This window comes from Bradyrhizobium iriomotense, assembly GCF_030160715.1.
Classification (GTDB): domain Bacteria; phylum Pseudomonadota; class Alphaproteobacteria; order Rhizobiales; family Xanthobacteraceae; genus Bradyrhizobium; species Bradyrhizobium iriomotense.
The window spans coordinates 155907-181403 of sequence record NZ_BSOW01000008.1 but is presented as its reverse complement, the minus strand read 5'-3'; the positions used below and the strand labels follow the sequence as shown (position 1 = coordinate 181403).

The window sequence follows — 25497 nt, the reverse complement described above, 5'->3', positions numbered from 1 at the left end:
GCGATGGGCGCTTCGATCGCAGACAATGATCTCGACGACGATGCGGACTTCTCGGAGACGCATGAGATCAACGTCACGCCGTTCATCGACGTCATGCTGGTGCTGCTGATCATCTTCATGGTTGCAGCGCCCCTGTCGACGGTTGACCTGCCTGTCGATCTGCCGACCTCCACTGCCACGCCGCAGAAGAAGCCGGACAAGCCGACCTATGTCAGCATCAAGCCCGATTTGACGCTGGCCATCGGGGAGAATCCGGTCACGCGCGCCAACCTGGCCGCCTCGCTCGACGGCTTGTCGGACATGAGCAAGGACAAGTACGTCTTCCTGCGCGCCGATCGCACGGTGCCCTATGGCGAACTGATGGGCGTGATGGAGCTGTTGCGTTCGGGTGGCTATTCCAAGGTGAAGCTGGTTACGCTGGAAGGTGTCCCGGTTTCTCCAGGGGCGCCCGTGGCAGAGCCCGCGAAGCCCTAGAGGCCGTTGCCATGTCCGATCTCGAGATCGAACCAAGACCATCCCGGCGGCTGTGGGTTTGGGCCGCAGTGGCGGCGCTCGGGCTCCATCTGGGTGGCGCTGCATTGGCGCTGGCGAATTTGCGGACGGATGGTGGCGACGATGGTCTGGGCGCGGCCGGTGCGGAATTCGCCGTCGAGATGGCTTCTCCCGATGCTCCCGAGTCCGAACTTCCGCCCGGACCTGACAGCGAGGCCTTGCAGGAACAGCGGGCGATGCCCGAACAAAAGGCGGAGGTGAAGGAAACGGACCTTCCCAAGGACCAGCACCAGGACGTCGACGACGCCGACCGGGTCGTCACCGACAACAACGCGAAAAAGCCGGACGAGGAGAGCCAGAAAGTAGCGGCCATCGAGACGCCGGCTGCCGAGGCAACGCCGCTGTCGATCGCTTCGGCGCGACAGAAGCTTGACGATGCGACCCGTGAGGCCGAGAAGGCCATGGCGCCGGTGCTCGGGATCGGCAAGGACATCCTGAAGCTGACTGCCGATTGGAACCGCAAGATCAGCGCGCACTTCAAGCTGCACCAGGTCTACCCGGAGGGCAAGGAACCCAAGTCCCAGAAGGTCAAGGTCACCCTCGTCCTCAACCGCAAGGGTAACGTGCTTTCAGTGGACGTGGTGGAGTCTTCGGGAGACGCAGCCTTCGATACGGCGGCGGTCTCGATGATCCGTCGCTCGGACCCCGTGCCGCAACCGCCGGCCGGACTGACGGACGAAAAGTTCGAGCGCACGCTCGACGTGACCTTCCCGCCGCGAGAGACGAAGAAAAAGTCGGCTCAGCGCCAGTAGTAGCGGATCGCGACGTAGACCACGACCAAGCAGGCGAAGATCAGCGCCACCGGCAGTGGCCGCTTCTCGGTTCCACCGAACGCCGCCACCCCGAACGTGCCGGCCTTCTTCGGTTTGGGCGCCGGGCGGCGGAAGGCGGTAACATTGTCCTTCACGGGCTCGCTGGCCCGGGGGCGAACATCGGGCGGAGTTCCGGCGCCGCCCATTTCGGCATAGTAGGCCTTGTAGACCGAGGCGATGGTGGCCTCGGTAGCCTCGTCCTCGTTCATCTGCCCCAGCAGCCTCTTGTAGCTCGCGAGGAACTCCTGGGCCTCTGGAGGCAGCGCGGACAACCCGTTGAGCTTGGCCATCATCTTCCAGGTGGCGAAATCGGCGCGGGCGCGGGTGTCGGCTCGTCGCGCGATCAGCATGTCGGCAGCTTTGACCAAGGTGGCCTCTGGCCCTTCGGGTTCTCTGGGTTTGTCCTGCTTCAACTACGCGTTGCCGGTCAGGAAGAGAACGGCCTGAATCACATATCCGGTCAACGTTCGCAGTATTGCCGAGATAACATCAAGATTTAGACCGAACTGCGAACCTGCAAGGGGGAGCAGGATCAGGATTGCGATCAGGATCAGCATCCCGAACGGCTCGAGCCGGGCCAGCGGCAGGGCGAGCGGCCGCGGCAGGAGCCCGACCGCGACCCGCCCGCCGTCGAGCGGCGGTATCGGCATCATGTTGAACACGGCCAGCACCACGTTGATCAGGAGCGAATTCTTCAAATTGTCGAAAATCCATTGCGCCGCGTTTGCTGGCGCGAGGGGGAGGGCGTGGAATGCCAGGGCCGCAAGCAGCGCCAGCAGAATGTTGGTCGCGGGGCCAGCCAAGGCCACCCAGACCATGTCGAGCCTCGGGTTGTTCAGATTGCGAAAATTCACCGGCACCGGCTTGGCATAGCCGAACAGGAACGGCGAATGCGCAAACAGCAGCATCGCCGGCAGGATGATGGTGCCGAACGGATCGATATGCCGGAGCGGGTTGAAGCTGACGCGGCCGAGCTGCCAGGCGGTGTTGTCGCCGAGCCGGTAGGCGACAAAGCCGTGCGCCGCCTCGTGGAAGGTGATGGCGATCACCAGGGGGATCACCCAGACGGAGAGGTCATAGAGGGAGACGTTCAAGCGGAGGTGTTCCAGTTCGTGGCGCCCTGAGGGTCCGAACTATCACGATTCAGCCCGGTGGCGAACCGTCGGCGCGGCTCCTCGACAGTTTGCGGTCAGGCCGGGACGGTCGTGGGGAATTGCGGCAGGCCGTCGTCGAGCTTCAGCCAGCTCAACTTCTCCGACACCCAGATGTGCTCGGTCGGCGAAAAGGCGTTGCGGTCGTCGAAGGTGGCAAGCGCTACGCCTGCGGCGGTGCCGTTGCGGCGCCAGGAGAACAGCCGCGTGCCGCAGCGCTTGCAGAAAACACGATCGATGTTCTCCGACGATGGATAGCGTCCAGTCTCTCCCTCAACGGTCAGCGCGGTCTGTGGAAACAGCGCGCGGGCAAAGAAGGGGGAGCCCATGGCCTTCTGGCAGTTGCGGCAATGGCAGACGCGAACGTTCAGCGGCTCGCCTTCGGCCTTGAACCGCACCGCGCCGCACAGGCATCCGCCTTCCCGGATCATGACAGCCTCAATAGGTGGCGCGGCCGCCGGAGATATCGAACACTGCACCGGTCGAAAACCCGCAGTCTTCCGAAGCCAGCCAGGCGACCATCGCGGCGAGCTCTTCCACCAGCACGAAGCGGCCCTTCGGGATCTTCGACAGCATGAAATCGATGTGCTGCTGCGTCAGCTGGTCGAAGATCGCGGTCTTCGCGGCCGCCGGCGTCACGGCATTCACCAGGATGTCGTGCGCGGCAAGCTCCTTGCCGAGCGACTTCGTCAGCGCGATCAGGCCGGCCTTGGAAGCCGAGTAGTGCGCCGCGTTCGGATTGCCTTCCTTGCCGGCGATCGAGGCAATGTTCACGATCCGCCCGTATTTCTGCTTGAGCATTGTGGGCACGATCGCCTTGCAGCAGATGAAGGGGCCGTCGAGGTTGATGCGCATCACCTTGCGCCATTCCTCGAGATCGGTCTCCCAGACCGTCTTGTTGATGCCGGCGATGCCGGCATTGTTGACGAGGATGTCGATCCTGCCGAAGGCGGCAAGGGTCGCGTCGCGGGCTTGGTCGACTGCGGCCGTGTCGGCGACATCGACCTTGATGACGCGAACGTCGCCGCCGATTGCCTTGGCTGTCTTCTCGGCGAGATCAGCGTCAAAATCCCAGATCGCGACCTTGGCGCCGGAGGCGACGAAACGCTCGGCGATGGCGCGGCCAAAGCCCTGCGCACCGCCGGTGACGATCGCGCAGCGGCCGTTGAGGTCGATCTTGTTCATGCCAGAATTCCTTCTTCTCTCCCTCACGGCGAGGAGCGCGCCCTCAGCGCGCGTCTGGAACCATGAAGCCCGTGGCCCATCCCTCGAGGCGGCGCTCTGCGCCACTTCGGGATGAGGATTAGTCAGAGCATGAAGCCGCCGTCGACGACGAGGTCGACGCCGGTGGTGAACGCACTTTCGTCACTGCCAAGATAGACCGCCGTGGCCGCGATTTCCTCTGCGGTGCCGAGCCGGCCCATTTTCTGGCGGGCGATGAACATCTCCTTGCCCTGCGGGCCGACGGCGGCGGCGCGGTCGAGCATCGAGGGTGTCTCGACGGTGCCGGGGCAGATGCTGTTGCAGCGGATTCCTTGCGTGATGAAGTCGAGCGCAACGGCGCGCGTCAGCAGCGACACCGCCGCCTTGGACGCGCTGTAGACATATCGGTTGGCCGGCGGCCTCAGCGCTGCGCAAGACGAGATGTTGACGATGCTGCCGCCTCCGCCCGCAATCATCGCCGGTAGAAACGCCTTGATGGTCCGGTGCATGGACTTGACGTTGAGGTCGAACGAGAAGTCCCAGTCTTCTTCCGAACAATCCAGGATGGTTCCGTTGTGCACGAAACCCGCCGCATTGAGCAGGATGTCGATCTTGCCGATGCGCTTGGCGAAGGCGTTGACGTCGGCGGTGTTGCGAACGTCGAGCTTTGCCGTCTCGGCGACGCCGTCCTTGCTTAAGGTAGCGATGCCGCCTTCGTTGATGTCGGTGGCGATGACGGTTGCGCCTTCACGCGCGAATGCGATTGCGCATGCGCGCCCGATGCCCGCCGCCGCAGCGGTGACAACAGCGCGCTTCCCCTTCAGGCGGTCTGCCATTTTGTTTTTCTCCTCACCTTGAGTCTGCCCATTGCGCCGTCATTGCGAGCGAAGCGGAGCAATCCAGAAATCTCACCGCGGAGACAGTCTGGATTGCTTCGTCGCTTCGCTCCTCGCAATGACGCGCTGTTAGTGATTATCCCGCGCCACGCCGAACGTGCCGGCGACGTTCTGGTAGCGCGTGGCGAGCTCCATGCAGGCGCCGGTCGATTGCTGGCCGACGGTGTTGCGATAGATCTCCTGCCAGGGCGTCTGGTTCGGCGGATGCTTGAAGCCGCCATTGGCCTTCAGCTCGGCGTGGCGCTTCTTCACTTCCTCGTCCGAAATCAGGATGTTGGCGCTGCCCTTGTTGAGGTCGATGCGCACCTTGTCGCCGGTCCGCAGGATCGCAAGCCCGCCGTCGGCGGCCGCCTCGGGCGAAGCGTTGAGGATCGAGGGCGAACCCGACGTGCCGGACTGCCGGCCGTCGCCGATGCAGGGCAGGGAGTGGATGCCGCGTTTGATCAGCGCCGCCGGCGGCTGCATGTTCACGACTTCCGCGCCGCCGGGATAGCCGATCGGGCCGGTGCCGCGGATGAACAGCACGCAGCGCTCGTCGATGTCGAGCGAGGGATCGTCGATCCGCTCGTGATAGTCCTCCGGCCCCTCGAACACGACCGCGCGTCCCTCGAACGCGTTCAGGTCCTTCGGGTTGCTCAGATAGCGGTCGCGGAATTCCTTGGAGATCACCGAGGTCTTCATGATCGCGGAATCGAACAGGTTGCCGCGCAGCACCAGGAAGCCGGCATCCTTCACCATCGGCTTGTCGTAGGCCCAGATCACGTCCTGGTCGGGCTTGGGCGCATTCGCGCAGTTCTCGCCGATGCCGCGGCCGTTGACGGTGAGCGCGTCCTCATGGATGCGCTTGTGCTTCATCAGTTCGCGCACCACGGTCGGCACGCCGCCGGAGCGATGGAATTCCTCGCCCAGATAGAAGCCGGCCGGCTGGAGGTTGACGAGCAATGGCACGTCATGGCCGTACTTCTGCCAGTCGTCGATCGAGAGCTCGACGCCGATGTGGCGGGCGAGCGCGTTGATGTGGATCGGTGCATTGGTCGAGCCGCCGATCGCCGAATTCACCACGATGCAGTTCTCGAACGCCTTGCGGGTCAGGAAGTCGGAGGGTTTCAGATCCTCCCAGACCATCTCGACGATGCGCTTGCCCGTCTCATAGGCGATCTGGCCGCGCTCGCGATAGGGCGCCGGGATCGCCGCGCAGCCCGGCAGCGAGAAGCCGAGTGCCTCGGCGAGCGAATTCATGGTCGAGGCCGTGCCCATGGTGTTGCAGTGGCCGACCGACGGTGCGGACGAGGCCACGATCTCCATGAACTCCTCGTAGTCGATCTCGCCGGCGGCGAGCCGCTCGCGCGACTTCCAGACGATGGTGCCCGAGCCGGTGCGCTCGCCGTCATGCCAGCCGTTCAGCATCGGGCCGCCCGACAGCACGATCGCCGGCAGGTTGACGGTCGCCGCCGCCATCATGCAGGCCGGCGTCGTCTTGTCGCAGCCGGTGGTCAGGACCACGCCGTCGAGGGGATAGCCGAACAGCACCTCGACGAGGCCGAGATAGGCGAGGTTGCGGTCGAGCGCCGCGGTCGGCCGCTTGCCGGTTTCCTGGATCGGATGGGTCGGAAACTCCAGCGCGATGCCGCCAGCCATGCGGATGCCTTCGCGGACGCGGTGCGCGAGCTCGATGTGGTGGCGGTTGCAGGGGGAGAGGTCGTTGCCGGTCTGCGCGATGCCGATGATCGGCTTGCCGGACTGGAGTTCCTCGCGGGTGAGGCCGAAATTCAGATAGCGCTCCATATAGAGCGCGGTCATGCCGGGGTTATGCGGGTTGTCGAACCATTCCTGGGAGCGAAGGCGCCGGCGGCTGCCATTGGTTGTGGGCGCGTGCCCGTTGGTTGGTTTTTTTGTCATTGGTATCTCCTAGAATGCGAACGCACAGGCGTCGGTCGGTCGTGTCGGCTTGTGCGATGCCCAACAGCGCAAGCCCGCGTTCCGCAGCTCGCCTGATGGCGGTCGTTTCCTCACAAGTGCGATACTAGTCATGGGTGCTTGGTAACGCTATCATTTTGTTCGACCCGCCACCATTCCGGAAAGTGCCGGCTGGCTGTCGGCGCGCTGCGCAAGCGAGCTCTGCCGCTCGATCACCTTGAAGCCGAGATCGAGCACCGGCTGTTCCGGACGGCGGCCTTCGATCGCCTCGATCAGCATGGTGGCGGCAGTCCGGCCCATCTCGTAGCGGTTGGTGCGCACGCTGGTGAGGGTGGGGACCGCGCTCGCCATGAATTCGAGGTCGTTGAAGCCGATGATGGCGATCTGATCGGGGACGGTGATCTCCCGGCGCCGGCATTCGAAGAGCACGCCGAGCGCGAGGTCGTCATTGGCGCAAAACACCGCATCGATGTTCGGCTCCCGCGCGAGCAGGTCAGCAAACAGCGTTCCACCCAGCGTCACCGAGGTCGGCGTCGCCGTTGTCACGACCAGGCGCTGGTCGAACAGGCCGGCGTCCTTCATGGCCGCGACATAGCCGTCGAGCCGCCGCTGCACCCGCGGATCCATCCGCGCGCCGACGAAGCCGACCCGGCGGCAGCCCTGCGCGAACAGGTGCGCGATCGCCGCGCGCGCCGCATCATAGTGTGAAAAGCCGATCATCATGTCGACGGGGGCGGGCCCAAGCTCCATGATCTGCACGATCGGGCAATCGGCTGCCTCCAGCATCGCGCGCGATTCGGTCGTCTGGTCGATGCCCGTGACGATAAGCCCGGCCGGCTTCTGCGCCAGGAACAGGCGGAGCAGCTTCTCCTCCTGGAGGATGCTGTAGCGGGTGTTGGAGAGCTGGATCGAGTAGCGGCTGCCTTCGGACGCATCGTAGATGCCGCGCAGCACGTCGGAGAAAACGTTGTTGGTGAGGGAGGGGATCAGGACCGCGATCACTTCCGTGCGCTGCGAGGCCAATGCACGTGCCGCGAGATTTGGCACATAGCCGAGCTCACGCGCCGCGCTCTCGACTCGCGCTCGCTTGGCGACCGACAATGCTTCGGGATTTCGGAAAAAGCGGGACGCGGTGATTGGGCTCACTCCGGCGAGCTCGGCGACCTCCGCCAGCCGGATCTTGCCCGATTTGGTGCGTTTTCGTCCCATTTGTTGCTCTTAGCACAGCCCTCCCTGCAAACAAAGGAACGTTGACAGCGCTACCAGCTCAGACTAACCAAAGACAAATTGCCAAAACCGCGCAAACTGCGGACAATGCCGCCTTGCAAATGGGGCCTCGTTGGGTGGAGCCTCAGAAGAAAAGGCGGTAGCGGTGCTTGTTGGGCGCTGCGGACCAGTGAGGAGGGATCTAGATGTCGTCTGTGCACATCCGCGACGTGCGGAAATCGTTCGGCAATTTTGAAGTCCTGCACGGCGTTACGATTCCGATCGAGGACGGTCAGTTCGTCGTTCTTGTTGGCCCCTCCGGCTGCGGCAAGTCGACGCTGCTGCGCATGCTCGCAGGCCTCGAGAACATCACCTCCGGCACGATCTCGATCGGCGAGCGCGTCGTCAACAATGTCCAGCCCAAGGAGCGGGACATTGCGATGGTGTTCCAGAACTACGCGCTCTATCCGCACATGACCGTCGCCGACAACATGGGTTTCTCGCTCAAGCTGCGCAGCGCGGGCTCTGACGAGATCAACAAGCGCGTCAAGCGCGCCGCCGAGATCCTCGCGCTGACGCCGCTGCTCGATCGCTATCCGCGCCAGCTCTCCGGCGGCCAGCGCCAGCGCGTCGCCATGGGCCGCGCCATCGTGCGCGACCCGCAGGTGTTCCTGTTCGACGAGCCCTTGTCGAACCTCGATGCCAAGCTGCGCGTCGCGATGCGCACCGAAATCAAGGAGCTGCACCAGCGGCTCAAGACCACGACCGTCTATGTCACCCACGACCAGATCGAGGCCATGACCATGGCCGACAAGATCGTGGTCATGCACGACGGCATCGTCGAGCAGATGGGCACGCCGCTCGAGCTCTACGACAAGCCTGAAAATCAGTTCGTCGCGGGCTTCATCGGCTCGCCGGCGATGAACTTCCTCAAAGGCCATGTGCGCTCAAACGGGGTGGCGACCTTCGAGGGCCCGAACGGCGTCAAGCTGCCGCTCAAGAGCGCGCCGACCGCGTCCGACGGAAAGCCCGCGGTCTACGGCGTGCGGCCCGAGCATTTCACGATCGCCGACGACGGCGCTGAAGCCGAGATCGTCGTGGTCGAGCCGACCGGTTCGGAAACGCAGGTGTTCGCAAAGCTCGGCGGCGAGCAGGTCGTTGCCGTGTTTCGCGAGCGGCATCAGTTCAATCCGGGCGACAAGGTCCGGCTGAAGCCGGATCCGTCGCTGGTGCATTTGTTCGACGAGGGGACAGGAAAACGGCTGAACGCGTAGGCCAGACTTCAAAGAACTAAAAAAGTTTCATTGGGAGGACGACATGCGAGACTTTACCCGCCGGGCACTGCTTCAAGGCGGAACGGCGCTGGCTGCAACCGGCGCATTGACTGGGCCTGCACTGTTCGAATTCGCGAAAGCCTGGGCGGCGGAATCGCCGTGGAAGGCCGAGTCGGGCGCCAAGCTGACGGTGATGCGCTGGAAGCGCTTCGTGCCGGCGGAAGACGATGCGTTCAACGCGATGGTCGCGGCATTCAAGACGGCGACGGGCACCGAAATGAACGTGTTCAGCGAGTCCTTTGAGGACGTGCAGCCGAAGGCATCCGTTGCGGCCAATACCGGCTCCGGGCTCGATCTCGCCTGGGGTCTGCACACGCTGCCGCAGCTCTTCCCGACCAAAGTGCTGAAGATGAATGACGTTGCCGATTATCTCGGCAAGAAATACGGCGGCTGGACGGATGCGGCGGCCAAGACCTGCAAGCTTGGCGACGACTGGCTGGGCATTCCGGTCGCGACCAATGGCGGTTACATGACCTACCGCAAGTCGGCGACCGACAAGGCCGGCTTCAAGGAGTTCCCGAAGGACTTTCCCAGCTTCCTCGAAATGTGCAAGGCGCTCAAGGCGAACAACACGCCTGCCGGCTTCGCTCTCGGGCATGCCAGCGGCGACGCCAATGGTTGGTTGCATTGGATATTGTGGGGCCACGGCGCTTACACAGTCGACCAGAACGACAAGATCATCATCAACTCGCCCGAGACCGTGAAGGCGCTGGAGTACTGCAAGGCGCTCTCGGAAACCTTCATCCCCGGGACCCCGTCCTGGAACGACTCCTCGAACAACAAGGCGTACCTGGCCGGCGAGCTCTATTGCACCCTCAACGGCATCTCGATCTATGTCGCGGCCAAGACCGACCCCACCAAGAAGGAGCTTGCCGAAGATACCTATCACGCGCTGCACCCCGTCGGGCCGGTCGGCAAGCCGTCCGAATTGCAGCTTGCTCTGCCGATCCTCGCCTTCAACTTCACCAAATACCCGAACGCGGCGAAGGCCTTCATCGCCTTCATGCTGGAGAAGGAAAACTACGAGAAGTGGCTGGATGGGGCGCAGGGTTACCTGACACAGACCCTGAATGCGTATGAAAGCGCGCCGGTCTGGACGGCCGATCCAAAGAACGCCGTGTTCGCGCAGGCATCCAAGCGCACCCTGCCGGCGTCCGGCATCGGTACGGTGGGCGAGAAGGCGGCAACCGCAATCGCCGACTTCATCGTCGTCGACATGTTCGCCAACTACTGCACCGGCACGAAGGACGCCAAGGGTGCGGTTGCGGAAGCAGAACGGCAGTTGAAGCGCATCTATCGCTGATGATCTCGAGCGGGCGGCTGTCTGGCCGCCCGCTCATTCGCACTCTGATCAGGGATATCGGGCATGGCTGATGTCGTAATTGCTTCCCAAGCCAAGCCTCAGTTTCGCGAGGCCAGCGCCTGGGACCAGCTCAAGCACAACCGCAACTGGCTCGGCTTCTGGTTCATGCTGCCGGCCATGGCCTTCCTGATCTTCTTCCTGGCCTATCCGCTGGGGCTCGGCATCTGGTTGTCCTTCACCGACACCCGCATCGGCCGGGTCGGCCAGTTCATCGGCACCGAGAATTATGAATGGCTGTGGGACGACGCCATCTTCTGGCTGTCGGTGTTCAACACGCTGCTCTATACCTTCGTCGCCAGCGCCCTCAAATTCGCAATCGGGCTCTATCTCGCGCTGCTTCTGAACGAGAACATGCCATTCAAGGCGATGCTGCGCGCGATGGTGCTGATCCCCTTCATCGTGCCGACGGTGCTTTCGGCGCTGGCGTTCTGGTGGATCTTCGATTCCCAGTTCTCGATCATCTCCTGGTCGCTGAAGCATCTCGGCCTGATCAGCCAGAACATCAATTTCCTCGGCGACACGACCTGGGCACGCATTTGCGTGATCTTCGCCAATATCTGGCGCGGCGTGCCGTTCGTGGCGATCACGCTGCTCGCCGGCCTGCAGACGGTGTCGCCCTCGCTCTATGAAGCCGCAACGCTGGACGGCGCCACGCGCTGGCAGAACTTCCGGTACATTACCTATCCGCTGCTGACGCCGATCATCGCGGTCGTGATGACCTTCTCGGTGCTGTTCACCTTCACCGACTTCCAGCTGATCTGGGCGATGACCCGCGGCGGCCCGGTCAATGCCACCCATCTGATGGCGACGCTGTCCTATCAGCGCGCGATCATCGCCGGGCAGCTCGGCGAGGGTGCAGCGATATCCAGTGCGATGATCCCGTTCCTGCTCGCCGCGATCATGGTTTCATGGTTCGGATTGCAGCGCAGGAAGTGGCAACAGGGAGAGAACAATGACTGATCTTCCTGCCTCGAAAGTCGATCTTAAGACCGTCCTGTCGACGCCGGCCCGCGCCGATCACAGCGAAGGCATGAGCTATCTTCAGTCGGTGCCGCGCCGGATCGTGACGCTGTATCTGCCGCTCACGATCATCGTCGTGGTCCTGCTGTTTCCGTTCTACTGGATGGCGCTCACCTCGGTGAAGCCGGACGAGCAGCTGCTCGATCTCGACAAGTACAATCCGTTCTGGACCTGGAATCCGACTTTCAAGCATTTCCATAAGCTGCTGTTCGAGAGCTACTATCCGCACTGGCTCTGGAACACGATGTATGTGGCGGTCTGCGCCACCGTGCTCTCGATCATCGCATCGGTGCTGGCGGCCTATGCCATCGTGCGCCTGCGCTACAAGGGAGCCAATCTCGTCGGCGGGCTGATCTTCCTCGCCTATCTGGTGCCGCCGTCGATCCTGTTCATCCCGCTCGCCACCGTCGTGTTCCAGTACGGCCTGTTCGATTCGCCGATGGCCCTGATCCTGACCTATCCGACGATCCTGATCCCGTTCTCGACCTGGCTGTTGATGGGCTATTTCAAGACCATCCCGTTCGAGCTCGAGGAATGCGCGCTGATCGATGGGGCGAGCCGCTGGCAGATCCTGATCAAGATCGTCCTGCCGCTGGCAATCCCCGGCCTGATCTCGGCCTTCATCTTCTGCTTCACGCTGTGCTGGAACGAGTTCATCTATGCGTTGACCTTCTTGCAGTCGACCAGCAACAAGACGGTGCCGGTGGCGATCGTCAACGAGTTCGTCGATGGCGACATCTACCGCTGGGGCTCGCTGATGGCGGGTGCGCTGGCGGGCTCGCTGCCGCTGGTCATCCTTTACGCGTTCTTCGTGGAGCATTATGTGTCGGCGATGACCGGCGCCGTGAAGGAATGATTGCGGGCCAGCCGTAAAGAGCGTGTCCGAGCGGGCGCGTTCAAGACCAATAAGAAGGAGTAGGCTCTTGCACATTCTGGTTCTCGGCGCTGCCGGCATGGTCGGCCGCAAATTGTGCGAACGGCTGCTGCACGACGGCCGGCTCGGCAAGAGCGACATCACCAAGCTGACCATGCATGATGTGGTCGAGCCGAAGAAGCCCGAGAAGGCCGGCTTTGCCGTCGATACGGTGTCCGGCGATTTTGCCGTTCCCGGAGCCGCCGAGAAGCTGATCGCGGGCCGCCCCGACGTGATCTTCCATCTGGCCGCCATCGTCTCCGGCGAGGCCGAGCTCGATTTCGACAAGGGCTATCGCATCAATCTCGACGGCACGCGGATGCTGCTCGACGCCATCCGCCTCGCCGGCGGCGGCTACAAGCCGCGCGTGGTCTTTACCTCCTCGATTGCGGTGTTCGGCTCCCCGTTCCCGGATGCGATCGGCGACGAGTTCTTTCACACGCCGCTGCTCAGCTACGGCACCCAGAAGGCGATCGGCGAATTGCTGCTCGCCGACTATTCCCGCCGCGGCTTCCTCGACGGCATCGGCATCCGCCTGCCGACCATCTGCATCCGGCCCGGCCTGCCCAACAAAGCGGCATCCGGCTTCTTCTCCAACATCTTGCGCGAGCCGCTCGCTGGCAAAGAAGCGATCCTGCCGGTCTCCGAGGACGTCCGTCACTGGCACGCGACGCCGCGCTCCGCCGTCGGCTTCCTGCTCCATGCCGGCACGATGGATCTCGCCGCGGTCGGCCCGCGCCGCAATCTCACCATGCCCGGCCTGTCGGCGACGGTCGGCGAGCAGATCGCGGCCCTCAAGCGGGTCGCGGGCGAGAAGGTCGCCGCCCGCATCAAGCGGGAGCCGGATGCGTTCATCGTGGGTATCGTCGGCGGCTGGCCGCGTAATTTCGATGCACGGCGCTCGCGCGAGCTCGGCTTCACTACCGCCGAGAAGAGCTTCGATGATATCATCCGCATTCACATCGAAGACGAGCTCGGCGGCAATTTCGTCGCCTGACGCAACCGATAAATGGCGTGGGTGAGTGATGGCGAGCGTTGCTTGCATCGGTGAATGCATGGTCGAGCTTCGGCAGGCCCAGGGAGGAGGGCAGTCCGGCGGCCAGGGGCAGGGCGGCGGGCTCTACTCGCGCGGCTTCGGCGGCGATACGCTCAACACGGCCGTCTATCTGGCACGGCTCGAGGTCAAGGTCGACTATTTCACCGCGCTCGGCGATGACGCATTGAGCGATGAGATGGTGGCGGCCTGGACTGCGGAGGGCGTCGGCACCAGGCGCGTCGTGCGTCTGCCCGGCAAGTTGCCCGGCCTCTACATGATCCAGCTCGATGCCAGGGGCGAGCGGCAGTTCTTTCACTGGCGCGACAGCGCAGCCGCGCGCCGGCTGATGGATTTGCCGGAGACGGACGAGATCCTCAACTCCCTGATGAGCTACGACATCGTCTATCTCTCCGCCATCACGCTCTCGATCTACGATCAGGCCGGGCGCGAGCGCCTGTTCGCGGCGATCAAGCGTGCGCGCCTGCTCGGCACCCGCTTCGTGTTCGACACCAATTTTCGCGCCCGCAGCTGGCCCGATCGCGACGTCGCCCGCGAGGTGTTTGCCGCGGCATTCGAGGCCGCCGACATCGTGCTCACCTCGACCGAGGATCTGCTCGCCCTGTATCCCGGCGAGAGCCATGCCGAGCTGACGGCGCGCATCCCCACTCCCGAGCTGGTGTTCCGTCTTCCCGAACCTGTCAGCCTGTTGCGCTTTCCGGGCGGCACAAGCGAAGTGCGTGCCGAGCCGATGACCAAGCCGGTGGTCGACACCACCGCGGCCGGCGACAGCTTTGCGGCGGCCTATATTGCCGCAAGGCTCGCGGGCTCTGATCCGGTCGAGGCCGCGCAGGCCGGGCATCGCCTCGCGAGCCTCGTGATCTGCTATCCCGGTGCCATCATTCCGGCCTATGCGATGCCACCGAAGAAGCGGCACCGGCCGGCCACCTCACGCCAAGCGACAAAGTGAGAATCGAAACGCAATGACCACGACTGCCAAACAGGAAAAGCTCGCCGCGCTGTTCAAGGCCGCGACCGTCATACCAGTCCTCACCATCGAGCGTCTCGAGGATGCCGTGCCCCTGGCGCGCGCCCTTGTCGCCGGCGGCGTCAAGACGCTGGAGGTGACGCTGCGCACCTCCGTGGCGATCGAGGCGGCGAAGGCGATGATATCAGAGGTGCCGGAGGCGATCGTCGGCATCGGCACCATCCTCAACCCGGCCGACCTCGCCCGCGCCGAGGCGCTTGGCGTCAAGTTCGGCATCAGCCCGGGAGGCACGCCCGATCTGCTCAAGGCGGCCGCCGATAGCGCCTTGCCCTTTGCCCCGGGGATCGCGACCGCATCCGAACTGATGCAGGCGCTGGCGCTCGGCTTCGATGTTGCCAAGTTTTTCCCCGCCGAGCAGGCCGGCGGCATCAAGGGCCTGCGCGCCCTGGGCGGTCCGTTCCCCAATGTGCGCTTTTGCCCCACCGGCGGCGTCGGCGAGGCCAATGCGGCGACCTGGCTCGCCGAGCCGAACGTGCTGGCGGTCGGCGGTTCCTGGCTATGCCCGGCGGCGGAGATCAGGGCCGGGAACTGGGCCGGCATAACTGCCATCTGCCAGCGCACCCTCAAAGGCCTCAAAGCCGGGTGAAGTCTTGGGCCCGATGGGCTAAGAATCGGGCAGGGAAGACCTGAGGAGAATGACCATGGCGGGAAGCATCGTCGGATGGGCGCATACGCCGTTCGGCAAGTTCGACACCGAGACCGTCGAAAGCCTCGTCACGCGCGTCGCCAATGAGGCGCTTGCGGACGCCGGCATTTCGGCTGGCGATGTCGATGAGATCGTGCTCGGTCATTTCAACGCCGGCTTCTCGCCGCAGGATTTTACCGCCTCGCTGGTGCTCCAGGCCGATCCGCATCTGCGCTTCAAGCCGGCGACCCGCGTCGAGAATGCTTGCGCCACGGGCTCGGCCGCGGTGCATCAGGGCCTGCGCGCGATCGCGGCCGGCGCTGCCAGGATCGTTCTGGTCGTTGGCGTCGAGCAGATGACGCGTACGCCGGGTCCGGAGATCGGCAAGAACCTGCTCAAAGCCTCGTACCTGCCGGAAGACGGCGACACCGTCGGCGGCTTCGCCGGCGTGTTCGGCAAGATCGCCAGCGCCTACTTCCAGAAATACGGCGACCAGTCCGATGCGCTGGCGCTGATCGCGGCCAAGAACCACAAGAACGGCGTCGCCAATCCCTTCGCCCAGATGCGCAAGGATTTCGGCTTCGATTTCTGCCGCGCCGAGAGCGAGAAGAACCCCTATGTCGCCGGCCCGTTGAAGCGCACCGACTGCTCGCTGGTGTCCGACGGCGCCGCCGCGCTGGTCTTGGCCGATGCCGAGACCGCCAAGGGCATGGGCAAGTCGATCGGCTTCCGCGCCACCGCGCACGCCCAGGATTTCCTGCCGATGAGCAAGCGCGACATCCTCCAGTTCGAGGGCTGCACGGTCGCCTGGCAGCGCGCGCTGGAGAAGGCCGGCGTGTCGCTCGCCGACCTCTCTTTCGTCGAGACCCATGACTGCTTCACGGTCGCCGAGTTGATCGAATATGAAGCGATGGGCCTGACGCCGAAGGGGCAGGGCGCCCGCGCCATCAAGGAAGGCTGGACGCTGAAGGACGGCAAGCTGCCGGTCAATCCGTCCGGCGGGCTCAAGTCGAAGGGCCATCCGATCGGCGCCACCGGCGTCTCCATGCATGTGATGACCGCGATGCAGCTTGCAGGCCAGGCGCCTGAGGGCATGCAGATCAGGAACGCCAGGCTGGGCGGCATCTTCAACATGGGCGGCGCGGCCGTGGCCAACTACGTTTCCGTCCTGGAGCCGTTGAAGTAACCGGTAAGGGCAGGCGAAGGCGCGATGCGCCGCGCCACCCTTCCTTGCGCTAAGTCAAGGTGAGCAGGTTTCGGTTCGCTCACCCTCCTGCTCTTGATTGATTTCCGGGGAATGCATCATGAGCAATGATAGTTCGCTGTCACTAGACGAACTCAACGATCGTATCGCGATCCTCGAGGGCAATATCAGGCAGCTCATCGAGCAGGCCGCCGCCGCGTCCGGCGAGCAGAGCGAGGCGCGTATCGCCGATCGCATCAACCAGCAGAACGACGAGCTCGACCGGCTGCTCAAGATCCGCGAAGCCCGTCAGAAGAAATAACCGGAGCCGGCGGCGCGCCGTGCTCGCCCGCGGCGCATGCGGCCATACGCCGGCCGCCCTTGCTTGAGCCTCGCCGCTTCAGTTAGCTGGCCGAAACCGCGGGCCGCAGTCAGCCCGCGCAATCGGGAGTGAACGATGGGGCCGTTGAAGGGCATCAAGGTCATCGACATGACCACCGTGCTGATGGGGCCGTATGCGACCCAGATGCTCGGTGACTATGGTGCCGACATCATCAAGGTGGAGTCGCTCGAAGGCGACGTCACCCGGCAGATCGGCCCGATGCGCCATGCCGGCATGGGCCCGGTCTTCCTCAACACCAATCGCAGCAAGCGCTCGATCTGCCTCGACCTGAAGAAGCCTGCGGGGCGCGACGCCGTGCTGCGGCTCATCAGCGACGCCGACGTTCTCGTCTACAACGTCCGGCCGCAGGCCATGGCGCGCCTTCAGCTCGGCTATGACGTGGTCTCCGCGATCAACCCGCGCCTCGTCTATGCCGGCGTGTTCGGCTTCGGCCAGGACGGGCCCTATGCCGCAAAGCCTGCCTATGACGACCTGATCCAGGGTGCAACGGCGCTGCCCGCATTGATGGCGCAGACCGGCGACGGCGTGCCGCGCTACGTGCCGAACGCGCTGGTCGATCGCATCGTCGGCCTTACCGCGGTGGGCGCGATCTGCGCCAGCCTCGTGCATCGCGACCGCACCGGACGCGGCCAGCGCGTCGACATCCCGATGTTCGAGACCATGGCCGGATTCGTCATGGGCGATCACATGGGCGGGCTGACCTTCGAGCCGCCGCTCGACAAGGGCGGCTATGCGCGGCATTTGTCGCGCGACCGCAGGCCCTATAAGACCGCGGACGGCTATCTCAGTGTGATCGTCTACAACGACAAGCAGTGGCAGAGCTTTTTCGAGGCGACGGGGCGCGACGATCTGCGCGCCGACGAGAGGTTTGCGACCTTTGCCGGCCGCGCTGCGAATATCGATGTCGTCTATGCCGAGCTCGCGCGCATCTTCGAGACGCGCACGACCGCCGAATGGATCGAGCTATTGACTAGGGCCGACGTGCCGGTCATGCCGATGCACGATTTGCAAACGATCCTGCATGATCCGCACCTGGAGGCGACGGGCTTCTTTCCGGTCGTCAACCATCCGACCGAAGGTCCGATCCGCAGCATGAAGGTCACCGCGACGTGGTCGGACACCGACGCCGAACCGTCGCGCCTCGCACCGCGCCTGAACGAGCACGGTGCGGAGATCCTGAAAGAGATCGGCTATTCCGCCGACGACATTGCGGCCCTGATACGCGACGGCGTGACCCGTTCGCCGCCGGAGTAGGGAGAGAGCGCCATGAGCTTCATCACCGGCGTCGGGCTCACGCCTTACGGCAAGCATGAAGGCTCATCCTCGCTCGACCTGATGAGCCGCGCGGCCCAGCTTGCGCTCGACGATGCCGGGCTGACGCGCGCGGAGATCGACGGCGTCCTCTGCGGCTATTCGACGGTATCGCCGCACATCATGCTGGCGACCGTGTTCGCCGAGCATTTCGGCATTCGCCCTGCCTACGCGCACGCGGTACAGGTCGGCGGCGCGACCGGGCTCGCCATGACCATGCTCGCGCATCATTTGGTCGAGGCCGGCGTCGTGCGGCATGTGCTGGTTGTCGCCGGCGAGAACCGTCTCACCGGGCAAAGCCGCGATGCCTCGATCCAGGCGTTGGCGCAGGTCGGACATCCCGACTACGAGGTGCCGCTCGGCCCGACCATTCCCGCCTATTACGGCCTCGTCGCGTCTCGCTACATGCACGAGTACGGAGTGACAGAGGAGGATCTTGCGGAGTTCGCGGTGCTGATGCGCGCACACGCCTGCACCCATCCCGGCGCGCAATTCCACGAGCCGATCACGGTTGCGGACGTGATGGCATCCAAGCCCGTGGCGATGCCGCTGAAGCTGCTCGACTGCTGCCCGGTGTCCGACGGCGGCGCCGCCTTCGTGATCAGCAGCGAACGGACCGGTGCGGACGGCGTGCGGATTCGCGGCTGCGCGCAGGCGCATACGCATCAGCATGTCACTGCGGCTCCGGCGCTGAGCGAGCTTGGTGCCGAGATTTCGATCGCGCGCGCGAAACAGGCTTCACGCCTTGCGATATCAGACGTGCGTTACGCCGCCGTCTATGACAGCTTTACCATCACGCTCGCGATGCTGCTGGAGGACCTCGGCCTTGCCGGACGCGGCGAGGCCGCCGCGCGCGTACGGTCCGGATATTTTGGCCGCGACGGCCGCATGCCGCTCAATACCCACGGCGGTCTCCTGAGCTACGGCCATTGCGGTGTCGGCGGCGCGATGGCGCATCTGGCCGAAACGCATCTCCAGATGACCGGGCGCGCAGGCCACCGCCAGGTCCGCGACGCCTCGATCGCGCTGCTGCATGGTGACGGCGGCGTGTTGTCCTCGCATGTCAGCATGTTCCTGGAGCAGGTGCGATGAGCGCGCGAATCGCGGACTGGACGAAGGGCGAAGCGGCGATCGTCTATCAACGCTGCGGGTCGTGCGGCGACGTGCAGTACTTCCATCGCGCCTTCTGCGCAGCCTGTGGCGCGCCAGATCCGCGGGAATATCGCGCGAGCGGCAGGGGCACGGTCTACGCCACCTCGCTCGTTTGCCGCGCCGCAACGCCCGAGACGCGCGCGCATCTGCCCTACAACATCCTGCTCGTCGATTGCGCCGAGGGCTTTCGCATGATGGCGCACGGTGAGAAGGATCTCGCGATCGGCGACGAGGTCACTGCGCAGTTCGCCTCGTTTGCCGGGAAGCTCGTGCCGTTTTTCACAAAGGTTTAACGAGTGGTTTCCGTCGTTCGGGGGCGGTCGAACAGACCGAACCTGGAACGGGATTCTGGGTCTGGCAAGAACGCACCACCCCGGAACGACGAAAGCTCTTTCAGCGCCCGTAGAACAATATGCTGGCGATGACGAGCATCGCCGTCACCGCCAGCATATGCGCGAACGCTTCCGAGGCCGCCCTCCTGGTGGCTTCCTTCATGCCGTTTACTCCCTAGACTTGGGCGTGACTCATCGTGGCGCGCGCTGCGCAAAGCGACGGTCAGATTTTTTTACTCGGAACACCCCGCTCGAGTATTCGCTGCGATTTGTCCCCACGCGGCGAATATCGACGGTTGCAAGGTCGTTCAGCATTACGGCGGCAATTTGACTCGATGATGTTGCTCTTGCGTCGGTGCAAGAATACTCTGCGGGAATTCTTCGTAAAAACCACAACAAGACCAACACCCAAGGTGACTGATGGCCCGTATCGACTACGCCGATTCGTCCAAGGCGTCCGAGCGCACACGCGACATCCTCGCCAAGAATCGCAACGCCAATATCTTCCGCATGATGTCGCATTCGCCCGATTATTTCGTGCAGTATTGCCGGCTGGGCGGGGCGATCCGGAGCCGGGGCGAGCTCGACCCGATCGTGCGGGAACTCGCGATCACGCGGACCGGGATTCTCTGCGAGGCGCCGTACGAGGTCATCGCGCACAAGCGCATCGGCAAGAATGTCGGCGTGACCGACGAGCAGAACGAGGCGCTTGCGAATTGGCAGGCGGCGAAATGTTTTACCGAGACGCAGCGAGCGGCGCTCGCGTTTACGGATGAGATCGTCAAGCTGAACAAGCCGACGGATGCGACCTTCAAGGCGATTGCCGCAAAACTCGCGCCGGGCGCGCTGGTCGAGTTGCAGCTTTCGGTCGGCTTCTACATCATGACGTCGAAATTTCTTGAGACGTTCGAGATCGACCTCCAGCCGGTGACGGAGGTCGTGGGCTAAAATTCGAGACGCGGCGAGGGATGCCGATGGACATCGATGAATTCGCGGCCTGGGCTGTGACGATCGCCAAGGTCGAAGAGCACCCGACCAACGAGCGGCTGTCCTATCTCGGTCTCGGCTTGACGGCCGAGGCAGGCGAGGTCGCCGATCACATCAAGAAGCTCTTGCGCGACGGCTGGCTCGATCAGGCCGGCCTCGTCGATGAGCTCGGCGACACCATCTACTACTGGGCCTGCCTGTGCGCTGCGACCGGCCAGAAGCCGTCCGATTTGCTGGCCAAGAGCGCCGCCAGGATCAACAGGCGCCTGCGCGAGGCGGCGAGCCGCTGACGGCCTCACGTCGACGTCAGGATATCCACCTTGGCGTTGGCAACGATCAGCCGATCGGCGAGGAGCTGCGCCAGGTTGCGCATGATGCGCTCACTGGCGTGCGGATGCTGCTGACGAAAACGCTCGAAATCCCTGAGCGGCACCTCGAAGGCGGTCGCCGCCATGTCGGCCAGTACGTCCGCGGAGCGCGTCGATTCCAGCAGCGCCATTTCGCCGAAGGCCATGCCGGCCGTCAGCGTCGCCAGGCGAACGCCGTCGGGCAGCGTGACGTGCACCGCGCCGCTGCGCAGGAAGAAAAGGGAATCGGCGGGATCGCCGGCCGCGACGATCTTCTGGCCGGACTTGTAGGTGCGTATGGTGCAGAGCGAGGCCAGATCGGTCAGCTCGTCATCGTTCAAACCTTCGAGCAGAGGCTGCTCGGATAACTCGGTGGTTTCGTGGAAATCGATCGAGCCGCCATAGCGGTAGACGATCTGGTCTTCCGCCCATTCGATCGCGGTGTCCAGCAGGTAGAAGTCGCGGACGTTCTTCAAGTCAGCCGTCCATTCGCGAAGCGTGTTCCATTCCCGCGAGGCGCGCTTGACGCCGGACAGGACCACGGTGACGCCCAGCGCGGCGAGCTCTTCGAAGGCCTCGGCGACGAGCCGCGCGCCGGCGCGCGTGGTCGAAGTGACGCGGTGCAGATCGAAGATGACGATCTGCGGCCGTGGCCGCGCGGCGAGCCGCCGCGAGATGTAGTCGACGGCCGAGAGCGACAGCGTGCCGACGAGCTCGATGACGCGCACCTCATCCTCGTGAGCGGTGAGGATCTCGCGCTCCTGCGGGCGGCGGACGCGGCGCGACGGGCTCTGACCGATGTGATAGTCCGCGATGATCGCGTTGCGCGCATCGTCGCTGCGGTTGAGCATGTGCAGGTCGTAATGCGAGGACAGTGCCTCGCAGACCTTGATGCCGCGCACGCTGTTGCCGTGCTTGTCGAGCCTTGGCGAGTAGCTGCCGAGCCCGAGCCGGGCAGGCAGGGCCGCGAGGATGCCGCCGCCGACGCCGCTCTTGGCGGGAATGCCGATCCGGTAGATCCATTCGCCGGCATAGTCGTACATGCCCGACGACGTCATCACCGACAGCGTCCGCGAGATCGCGTAAGGCGTCATCACCTGCTCGCCGGTGACTGGATTGACGCCGCGGTTGGCGAGCGTTGCCGCCATCACCGCAATGTCGCGCGCAGTGACCAGCACCGCGCACTGCCGGAAATAGACGTCGAGCACGGCAGCGACGTTGTCCTTGATCACGGCATTGGTGCGCAGCAGGTAGGCGATGGCACGGTTGCGATCGCCGGTTTGGCTCTCGGAGGTGTAGACGGCCTCGTCCACGTCCAGCTCGCGGCCGGCAAAGCGGCCGAGGGCTTTTCGGATCTCCTCGAAGGCGGCCTCGCCCTTGCTCTCCTGGATCAGCCCCGTGCAGGCGATTGCACCGGCATTGACCATCGGGTTGAAAGGGTGGTTCTCGGCATTGAGCCGGATCGAGTTGAAGGGATCGCCGGAGGGCTCGACGCCAATCGCGCTCTCGACCCGCGCAGCGCCCAGCATGTCCAATGCCAGCGCGAAGACGAAGGGCTTTGACATCGACTGGATGGTGAAGGGAACCCGGCTGTCGCCCACCTCGTAGACATGGCCGTCCAGCGTGGCCAGACTGATGCCGAAATAGGCAGGATCGGCCTTGCTGAGCTCGGGGATGTAGTCGGCGACCGCACCGGAGGTCTCGGCGGAGAATTCGGTGAGACAATCGTTCAGGAACCGCAGCAAAGGCGGCTTCGAACGGGTCCAGGCAGCGGAGGCGAGGGGCGATTGCGGTTTCATCGCCTCCTTCTGCAACGCAATCAGGGCGCGCGCAACCATTGCTGAGGTGATCGCACGGTGCCGGTTCGACGCGTAGACGCAATTGCGCGGTGAGCAGCTCAACGCAAGACGAGCGATCGTCAGATCGCGATGATCGCGATTGCCTGGCCTTCGGCGACGACGTCGTCGAGCTTGACGAGAAGCGATGCGATCGTCCCTGTCGCAGGCGAGGGCACCGGTATCTCCATCTTCATGGCTTCGACGAATGCAACGTCGTCGCCATCTGCGACGCTTTTCCCAACCTCAACGGGAATCGCGCAGATGCGTCCTGCGACCTCCGTGACGATCTTAATTTCTGGCATCCCAATCGCCTTTTTGTTGTCGTCGCAAGATGCCTGAGGTAGCGTGTCCTTCAAGCGGAATTTAATTCCGCACAGCGGAACACAATTGGTAGGGAACATGGGACGACGTTCGGAGCGGTTGAGTAGGCAAGGCGTGCTCGCTGGCGAAGCCGGCGAAAGTGATGTCATCCAGGTGGTATCGCGCGCATTCGATGTGTTGCGATGCTTCGAGGGCCACGAGGCGCGACTCGGAAATCTCGAAATCTCCAACCGCTGCGGCCTGCCGCGCTCGACGGTGTCGCGACTCACGCACACTCTGACGCGCATGGGTCAGCTGGTTTATCTGCCGCGCGATCAAAAATACCGGATCGGGCCGAGCGCGGTCGCCATGAGCGCCTCGATGATGAAGGGCGCGCAGCTGCGCAACCTCATCCGCCTGCGGCTCGAGGACATCGCCGAGCAATTGCCGGGCACGGTGGGCTTCGTCATTCCCGATCGGTTCAATCTCGTCTATCTCGAGTTTGCCCGCTCGGCGAGCGCGCTCGGCTTGCATGAAGGAATCGGCAGCAAGATCGCGATGGCGTCCACCGCCGCGGGTGCTGCCTATACGGCGGCGCTACAGCCGGAGATCGGCGATGCCCTGGTTGCGGAGATGGAGCGGGAGGCGCCGGAGGCGGCCCGGCTGCTGAAGCCGCGCATCGAGGCCAATCGCCAGTTTCTGCGCGAGCATGGCTATGTCGTGGCCTGCGGTCTGTGGAGCCCGCATATCAACGGCGTCGCGGTGCCGATGTGGTCGCCGCAATATCAGACCGTCGTGGTGGTCACGATCGGCCTCCTGGCAGCGATGTATGACGAGGAGCGGCTGCACAGCGAGGTCGCGCCGCTGATGGTCAAGCTCGGCAAGGCGGTCGGCGACCTGCTCGAAGGCGCCGAGGGCGACTTCCTCAACAACCGTCTCGAGCGAAAGCCGATCGCGATGGCCGTGCGAAACAATAACAAGCCTATCGCGCCGGGGGGACTGAATGAACTGGAAGTCGGAACTCGACGAGCTCGCCCGGCGCGAAGCCTTCGCGCGGGAGATGGGCGGCGTTGACAAGGTCAAGCGACAGCACGACCAGGGGCGGCTGACTGTTCGGGAGCGTATCGACGGGCTGATCGACAAGGGCAGCTTCCACGAGATCGGTGCCGTTTCCGGCATCGGTGAATACGATGCGCATGGCGAGCTCAAGCATGTGACGCCAGCGAACTGCGTGTTCGGCCGCGCCAGGGTGGATGGCCGCACGGTGGTGGTGGTCGGCGACGATTTCACCGTGCGCGGCGGCTCGGCCGATGCGTCGATCTCCGCCAAGCCGCTGATGGCGGAGGAGATGGCGCACGATTTCCGTCTGCCCATCATCCGCATCATCGAAGGCTCCGGCGGCGGTGGCTCGGTGAAGACGATCGAGACCAAGGGCGCGGCGAACTTGCCGGGCGGCATCGGTGGCACGCGCTGGTACCGCTTCACGACGGAGAACCTGGCGCGCGTGCCCGTCGTGGCGCTCGGGCTCGGTTCGGTCGCGGGCCTCGGCGCCGCGCGGCTGGCTACCAGCCACTACTCCATCATGACCAAAAATTCCGCGATGTTCGTCGCGGGACCGCCGGTGGTGAAGCGGCTCGGGCAGGATTTGTCCAAGCAGGATCTCGGCGGCGCCGATATCCAGACCCGTGCCGGCGCGGTCGATCATGCCGTCGAGACCGAGGCGGAGGCATTCGCCTGCGCGCGGCGCTTCCTGTCCTATCTGCCGTCGTCGGTCTACGAGCTGCCGCCGACGCTGCCTTGCCATGACGATCCGGAACGCATCGACGAAGGTTTGACGAAGGCCGTGCCGCGGAGCCGCCGGCAGGTCTACAAGATGCGCCCGATCATCGAGTCCGTCGTCGACAAGGGTTCGTTCTTCGAGGTCGCCAGCAATTTCGGCAAGCCGGTCATCGTTGGCCTCGCGCGGCTCGAGGGCAGGGCAGTGATGCTGCTCGCCAGCGATCCCTTCCACTATGGCGGCTCGTGGACCGCGGATGCCTGCCAGAAGGTGGTGCGCTGGGTAGACTTCGCGGAAACCTTCCATCTGCCGATCGTCTACCTCATGGATTGCCCGGGCTTCATGATCGGGCTGGACGCCGAGAAGGCGGCGACGATCCGCCACGGCGTGCGCGCCATGGCCGCGGTCAACCAGACCACGGTGCCCTGGTGCACGGTGATCCTGCGCAACGCGTTTGGCGTTGCCGGCGTCGTGCATCAGCCGGCCGATCGCTTCTCGATCCGCTACGCCTGGCCCTCGGCCTATTGGGGCTCGCTGCCGCTCGAAGGCGGCATCGAGGCCGCCTATCGCGCCGACATCGACGCGGCGGAAGACCCGCACGCCAAGCTGAAGGAGATCGAGGAGCGCCTCAACAAGCTGCGCTCGCCGTTCCGCTCGGCCGAAAAGTTCTGGGTCGAGGAGATCATCGATCCCCGCAAGACGCGATCCCTGCTATGCGAGTTCGCAAGGCTTGCGGAGCCGCTGCGCACGCCGGGCCCGCCGGGGAACATGACGATCAGGCCGTAGCTAGATAT

27 protein-coding genes are annotated in these 25497 nt (G+C 64.2%); 18 read left to right on the top strand and 9 right to left on the bottom strand.

Annotation, left to right across the window (positions count from 1 at the left end):
- Positions 1–3 precede the first annotated feature (3 nt).
- Together exbD and QQL28_RS13845 are read left to right on the top strand one after the other, a co-directional pair.
- Positions 4–474 carry a TonB system transport protein ExbD gene (gene exbD / locus QQL28_RS13850; protein WP_284265884.1) on the top strand — a complete coding sequence of 157 codons (471 nt, stop codon included), beginning with the start codon at positions 4–6 and terminating at the stop codon, positions 472–474.
- 11 nt (positions 475–485) lie between these two features.
- Positions 486–1304, top strand: a complete 819-nt coding sequence (locus QQL28_RS13845) for an energy transducer TonB (RefSeq protein ID WP_284265882.1) — start codon at positions 486–488, stop codon at positions 1302–1304.
- On the opposite strand, the gene QQL28_RS13840 is transcribed toward QQL28_RS13845, so the two are convergent.
- The 7 genes from QQL28_RS13840 to gntR form a co-directional block, all read right to left on the bottom strand.
- Positions 1292–1714 carry a hypothetical protein gene (locus tag QQL28_RS13840; protein WP_284266180.1) on the bottom strand — a complete coding sequence of 141 codons (423 nt, stop codon included), beginning with the start codon at positions 1712–1714 and terminating at the stop codon, positions 1292–1294. The genes QQL28_RS13845 and QQL28_RS13840 overlap by 13 nt on opposite strands.
- A gap of 63 nt (positions 1715–1777) precedes the next feature.
- A complete protein-coding gene (locus QQL28_RS13835; RefSeq protein WP_284265880.1) occupies positions 1778–2458 on the bottom strand; it encodes a site-2 protease family protein in 681 nt (226 codons plus the stop codon).
- 95 nt (positions 2459–2553) lie between these two features.
- Entirely contained in the window at positions 2554–2946 is a 393-nt protein-coding gene (locus QQL28_RS13830) for a GFA family protein (protein ID WP_284265878.1), read from the bottom strand.
- 7 nt (positions 2947–2953) lie between these two features.
- Complete coding sequence (locus QQL28_RS13825; RefSeq protein ID WP_284265876.1) at positions 2954–3700, bottom strand: SDR family NAD(P)-dependent oxidoreductase; 747 nt, start codon at positions 3698–3700, stop codon at positions 2954–2956.
- Positions 3701–3822: 122 nt separating this feature from the next.
- Complete coding sequence (locus QQL28_RS13820) at positions 3823–4554, bottom strand: SDR family oxidoreductase (protein ID WP_284265874.1); 732 nt, start codon at positions 4552–4554, stop codon at positions 3823–3825.
- A 129-nt stretch (positions 4555–4683) separates the two neighbouring features.
- Entirely contained in the window at positions 4684–6513 is a 1830-nt protein-coding gene (locus QQL28_RS13815; RefSeq protein WP_284265872.1) for an IlvD/Edd family dehydratase, read from the bottom strand.
- Between the two features lie 150 nt (positions 6514–6663).
- The gene (gntR, locus tag QQL28_RS13810; RefSeq protein ID WP_284265870.1) at positions 6664–7740 is read right to left on the bottom strand and encodes an HTH-type transcriptional regulator GntR; all 1077 of its coding nucleotides are present in this window, start codon (positions 7738–7740) and stop codon (positions 6664–6666) included.
- A 203-nt stretch (positions 7741–7943) separates the two neighbouring features.
- Between gntR and QQL28_RS13805 the strand changes: the two genes are divergently transcribed.
- The 14 genes from QQL28_RS13805 to QQL28_RS13740 all read left to right on the top strand — a co-directional run bounded on the left by QQL28_RS13805 (position 7944) and on the right by QQL28_RS13740 (position 20731).
- Positions 7944–9011 (top strand): ABC transporter ATP-binding protein, encoded by a 1068-nt coding sequence (locus tag QQL28_RS13805; protein WP_284265868.1) that lies wholly within the window; start codon positions 7944–7946, stop codon positions 9009–9011.
- A gap of 43 nt (positions 9012–9054) precedes the next feature.
- Positions 9055–10374: an ABC transporter substrate-binding protein gene (locus tag QQL28_RS13800; RefSeq protein ID WP_284265866.1), complete on the top strand. Its 1320-nt coding sequence runs from the start codon at positions 9055–9057 to the stop codon at positions 10372–10374.
- A 63-nt stretch (positions 10375–10437) separates the two neighbouring features.
- Positions 10438–11394 carry a carbohydrate ABC transporter permease gene (locus tag QQL28_RS13795; protein WP_284265864.1) on the top strand — a complete coding sequence of 319 codons (957 nt, stop codon included), beginning with the start codon at positions 10438–10440 and terminating at the stop codon, positions 11392–11394.
- A complete protein-coding gene (locus QQL28_RS13790) occupies positions 11387–12310 on the top strand; it encodes a carbohydrate ABC transporter permease (protein ID WP_284265862.1) in 924 nt (307 codons plus the stop codon). Before QQL28_RS13795 ends, QQL28_RS13790 begins: the two co-directional genes overlap by 8 nt.
- A gap of 67 nt (positions 12311–12377) precedes the next feature.
- Positions 12378–13364 (top strand): D-erythronate dehydrogenase, encoded by a 987-nt coding sequence (gene denD / locus QQL28_RS13785; RefSeq protein WP_284265859.1) that lies wholly within the window; start codon positions 12378–12380, stop codon positions 13362–13364.
- Positions 13365–13392: 28 nt separating this feature from the next.
- Complete coding sequence (locus QQL28_RS13780; protein ID WP_284265857.1) at positions 13393–14370, top strand: sugar kinase; 978 nt, start codon at positions 13393–13395, stop codon at positions 14368–14370.
- A 13-nt stretch (positions 14371–14383) separates the two neighbouring features.
- Positions 14384–15034 (top strand): bifunctional 4-hydroxy-2-oxoglutarate aldolase/2-dehydro-3-deoxy-phosphogluconate aldolase, encoded by a 651-nt coding sequence (gene eda, locus QQL28_RS13775; RefSeq protein ID WP_284265855.1) that lies wholly within the window; start codon positions 14384–14386, stop codon positions 15032–15034.
- A gap of 55 nt (positions 15035–15089) precedes the next feature.
- Positions 15090–16259 carry an acetyl-CoA acetyltransferase gene (locus tag QQL28_RS13770; RefSeq protein WP_284265853.1) on the top strand — a complete coding sequence of 390 codons (1170 nt, stop codon included), beginning with the start codon at positions 15090–15092 and terminating at the stop codon, positions 16257–16259.
- Positions 16260–16377: 118 nt separating this feature from the next.
- Positions 16378–16578, top strand: a complete 201-nt coding sequence (locus QQL28_RS13765; protein ID WP_027523764.1) for a hypothetical protein — start codon at positions 16378–16380, stop codon at positions 16576–16578.
- A gap of 135 nt (positions 16579–16713) precedes the next feature.
- Entirely contained in the window at positions 16714–17913 is a 1200-nt protein-coding gene (locus QQL28_RS13760) for a CaiB/BaiF CoA transferase family protein (protein WP_284265849.1), read from the top strand.
- A gap of 12 nt (positions 17914–17925) precedes the next feature.
- Positions 17926–19062, top strand: a complete 1137-nt coding sequence (locus QQL28_RS13755) for a thiolase family protein (protein WP_284265848.1) — start codon at positions 17926–17928, stop codon at positions 19060–19062.
- Positions 19059–19415 (top strand): Zn-ribbon domain-containing OB-fold protein, encoded by a 357-nt coding sequence (locus QQL28_RS13750; protein WP_284265847.1) that lies wholly within the window; start codon positions 19059–19061, stop codon positions 19413–19415. Before QQL28_RS13755 ends, QQL28_RS13750 begins: the two co-directional genes overlap by 4 nt.
- 459 nt (positions 19416–19874) lie before the next feature.
- Positions 19875–20402 carry a carboxymuconolactone decarboxylase family protein gene (locus QQL28_RS13745; RefSeq protein ID WP_284265846.1) on the top strand — a complete coding sequence of 176 codons (528 nt, stop codon included), beginning with the start codon at positions 19875–19877 and terminating at the stop codon, positions 20400–20402.
- A 26-nt stretch (positions 20403–20428) separates the two neighbouring features.
- Entirely contained in the window at positions 20429–20731 is a 303-nt protein-coding gene (locus tag QQL28_RS13740) for a nucleoside triphosphate pyrophosphohydrolase family protein (RefSeq protein WP_284265845.1), read from the top strand.
- Between the two features lie 5 nt (positions 20732–20736).
- On the opposite strand, the gene glsA is transcribed toward QQL28_RS13740, so the two are convergent.
- Together glsA and QQL28_RS13730 are read right to left on the bottom strand one after the other, a co-directional pair.
- Complete coding sequence (gene glsA / locus QQL28_RS13735) at positions 20737–22587, bottom strand: glutaminase A (RefSeq protein WP_284265844.1); 1851 nt, start codon at positions 22585–22587, stop codon at positions 20737–20739.
- Positions 22588–22706: 119 nt separating this feature from the next.
- Positions 22707–23027 (bottom strand): acyl-CoA carboxylase biotin carboxyl carrier protein subunit, encoded by a 321-nt coding sequence (locus tag QQL28_RS13730; protein WP_284265843.1) that lies wholly within the window; start codon positions 23025–23027, stop codon positions 22707–22709.
- On the opposite strand from QQL28_RS13730, the gene QQL28_RS13725 reads away from it, so the two are divergent.
- Entirely contained in the window at positions 23026–24000 is a 975-nt protein-coding gene (locus QQL28_RS13725) for an IclR family transcriptional regulator (protein ID WP_284265842.1), read from the top strand. The two genes, QQL28_RS13730 and QQL28_RS13725, sit on opposite strands and share 2 nt — an antisense overlap.
- Complete coding sequence (locus tag QQL28_RS13720; RefSeq protein ID WP_284265841.1) at positions 23930–25489, top strand: acyl-CoA carboxylase subunit beta; 1560 nt, start codon at positions 23930–23932, stop codon at positions 25487–25489. Before QQL28_RS13725 ends, QQL28_RS13720 begins: the two co-directional genes overlap by 71 nt.
- Positions 25490–25497: the final 8 nt, after the last annotated feature.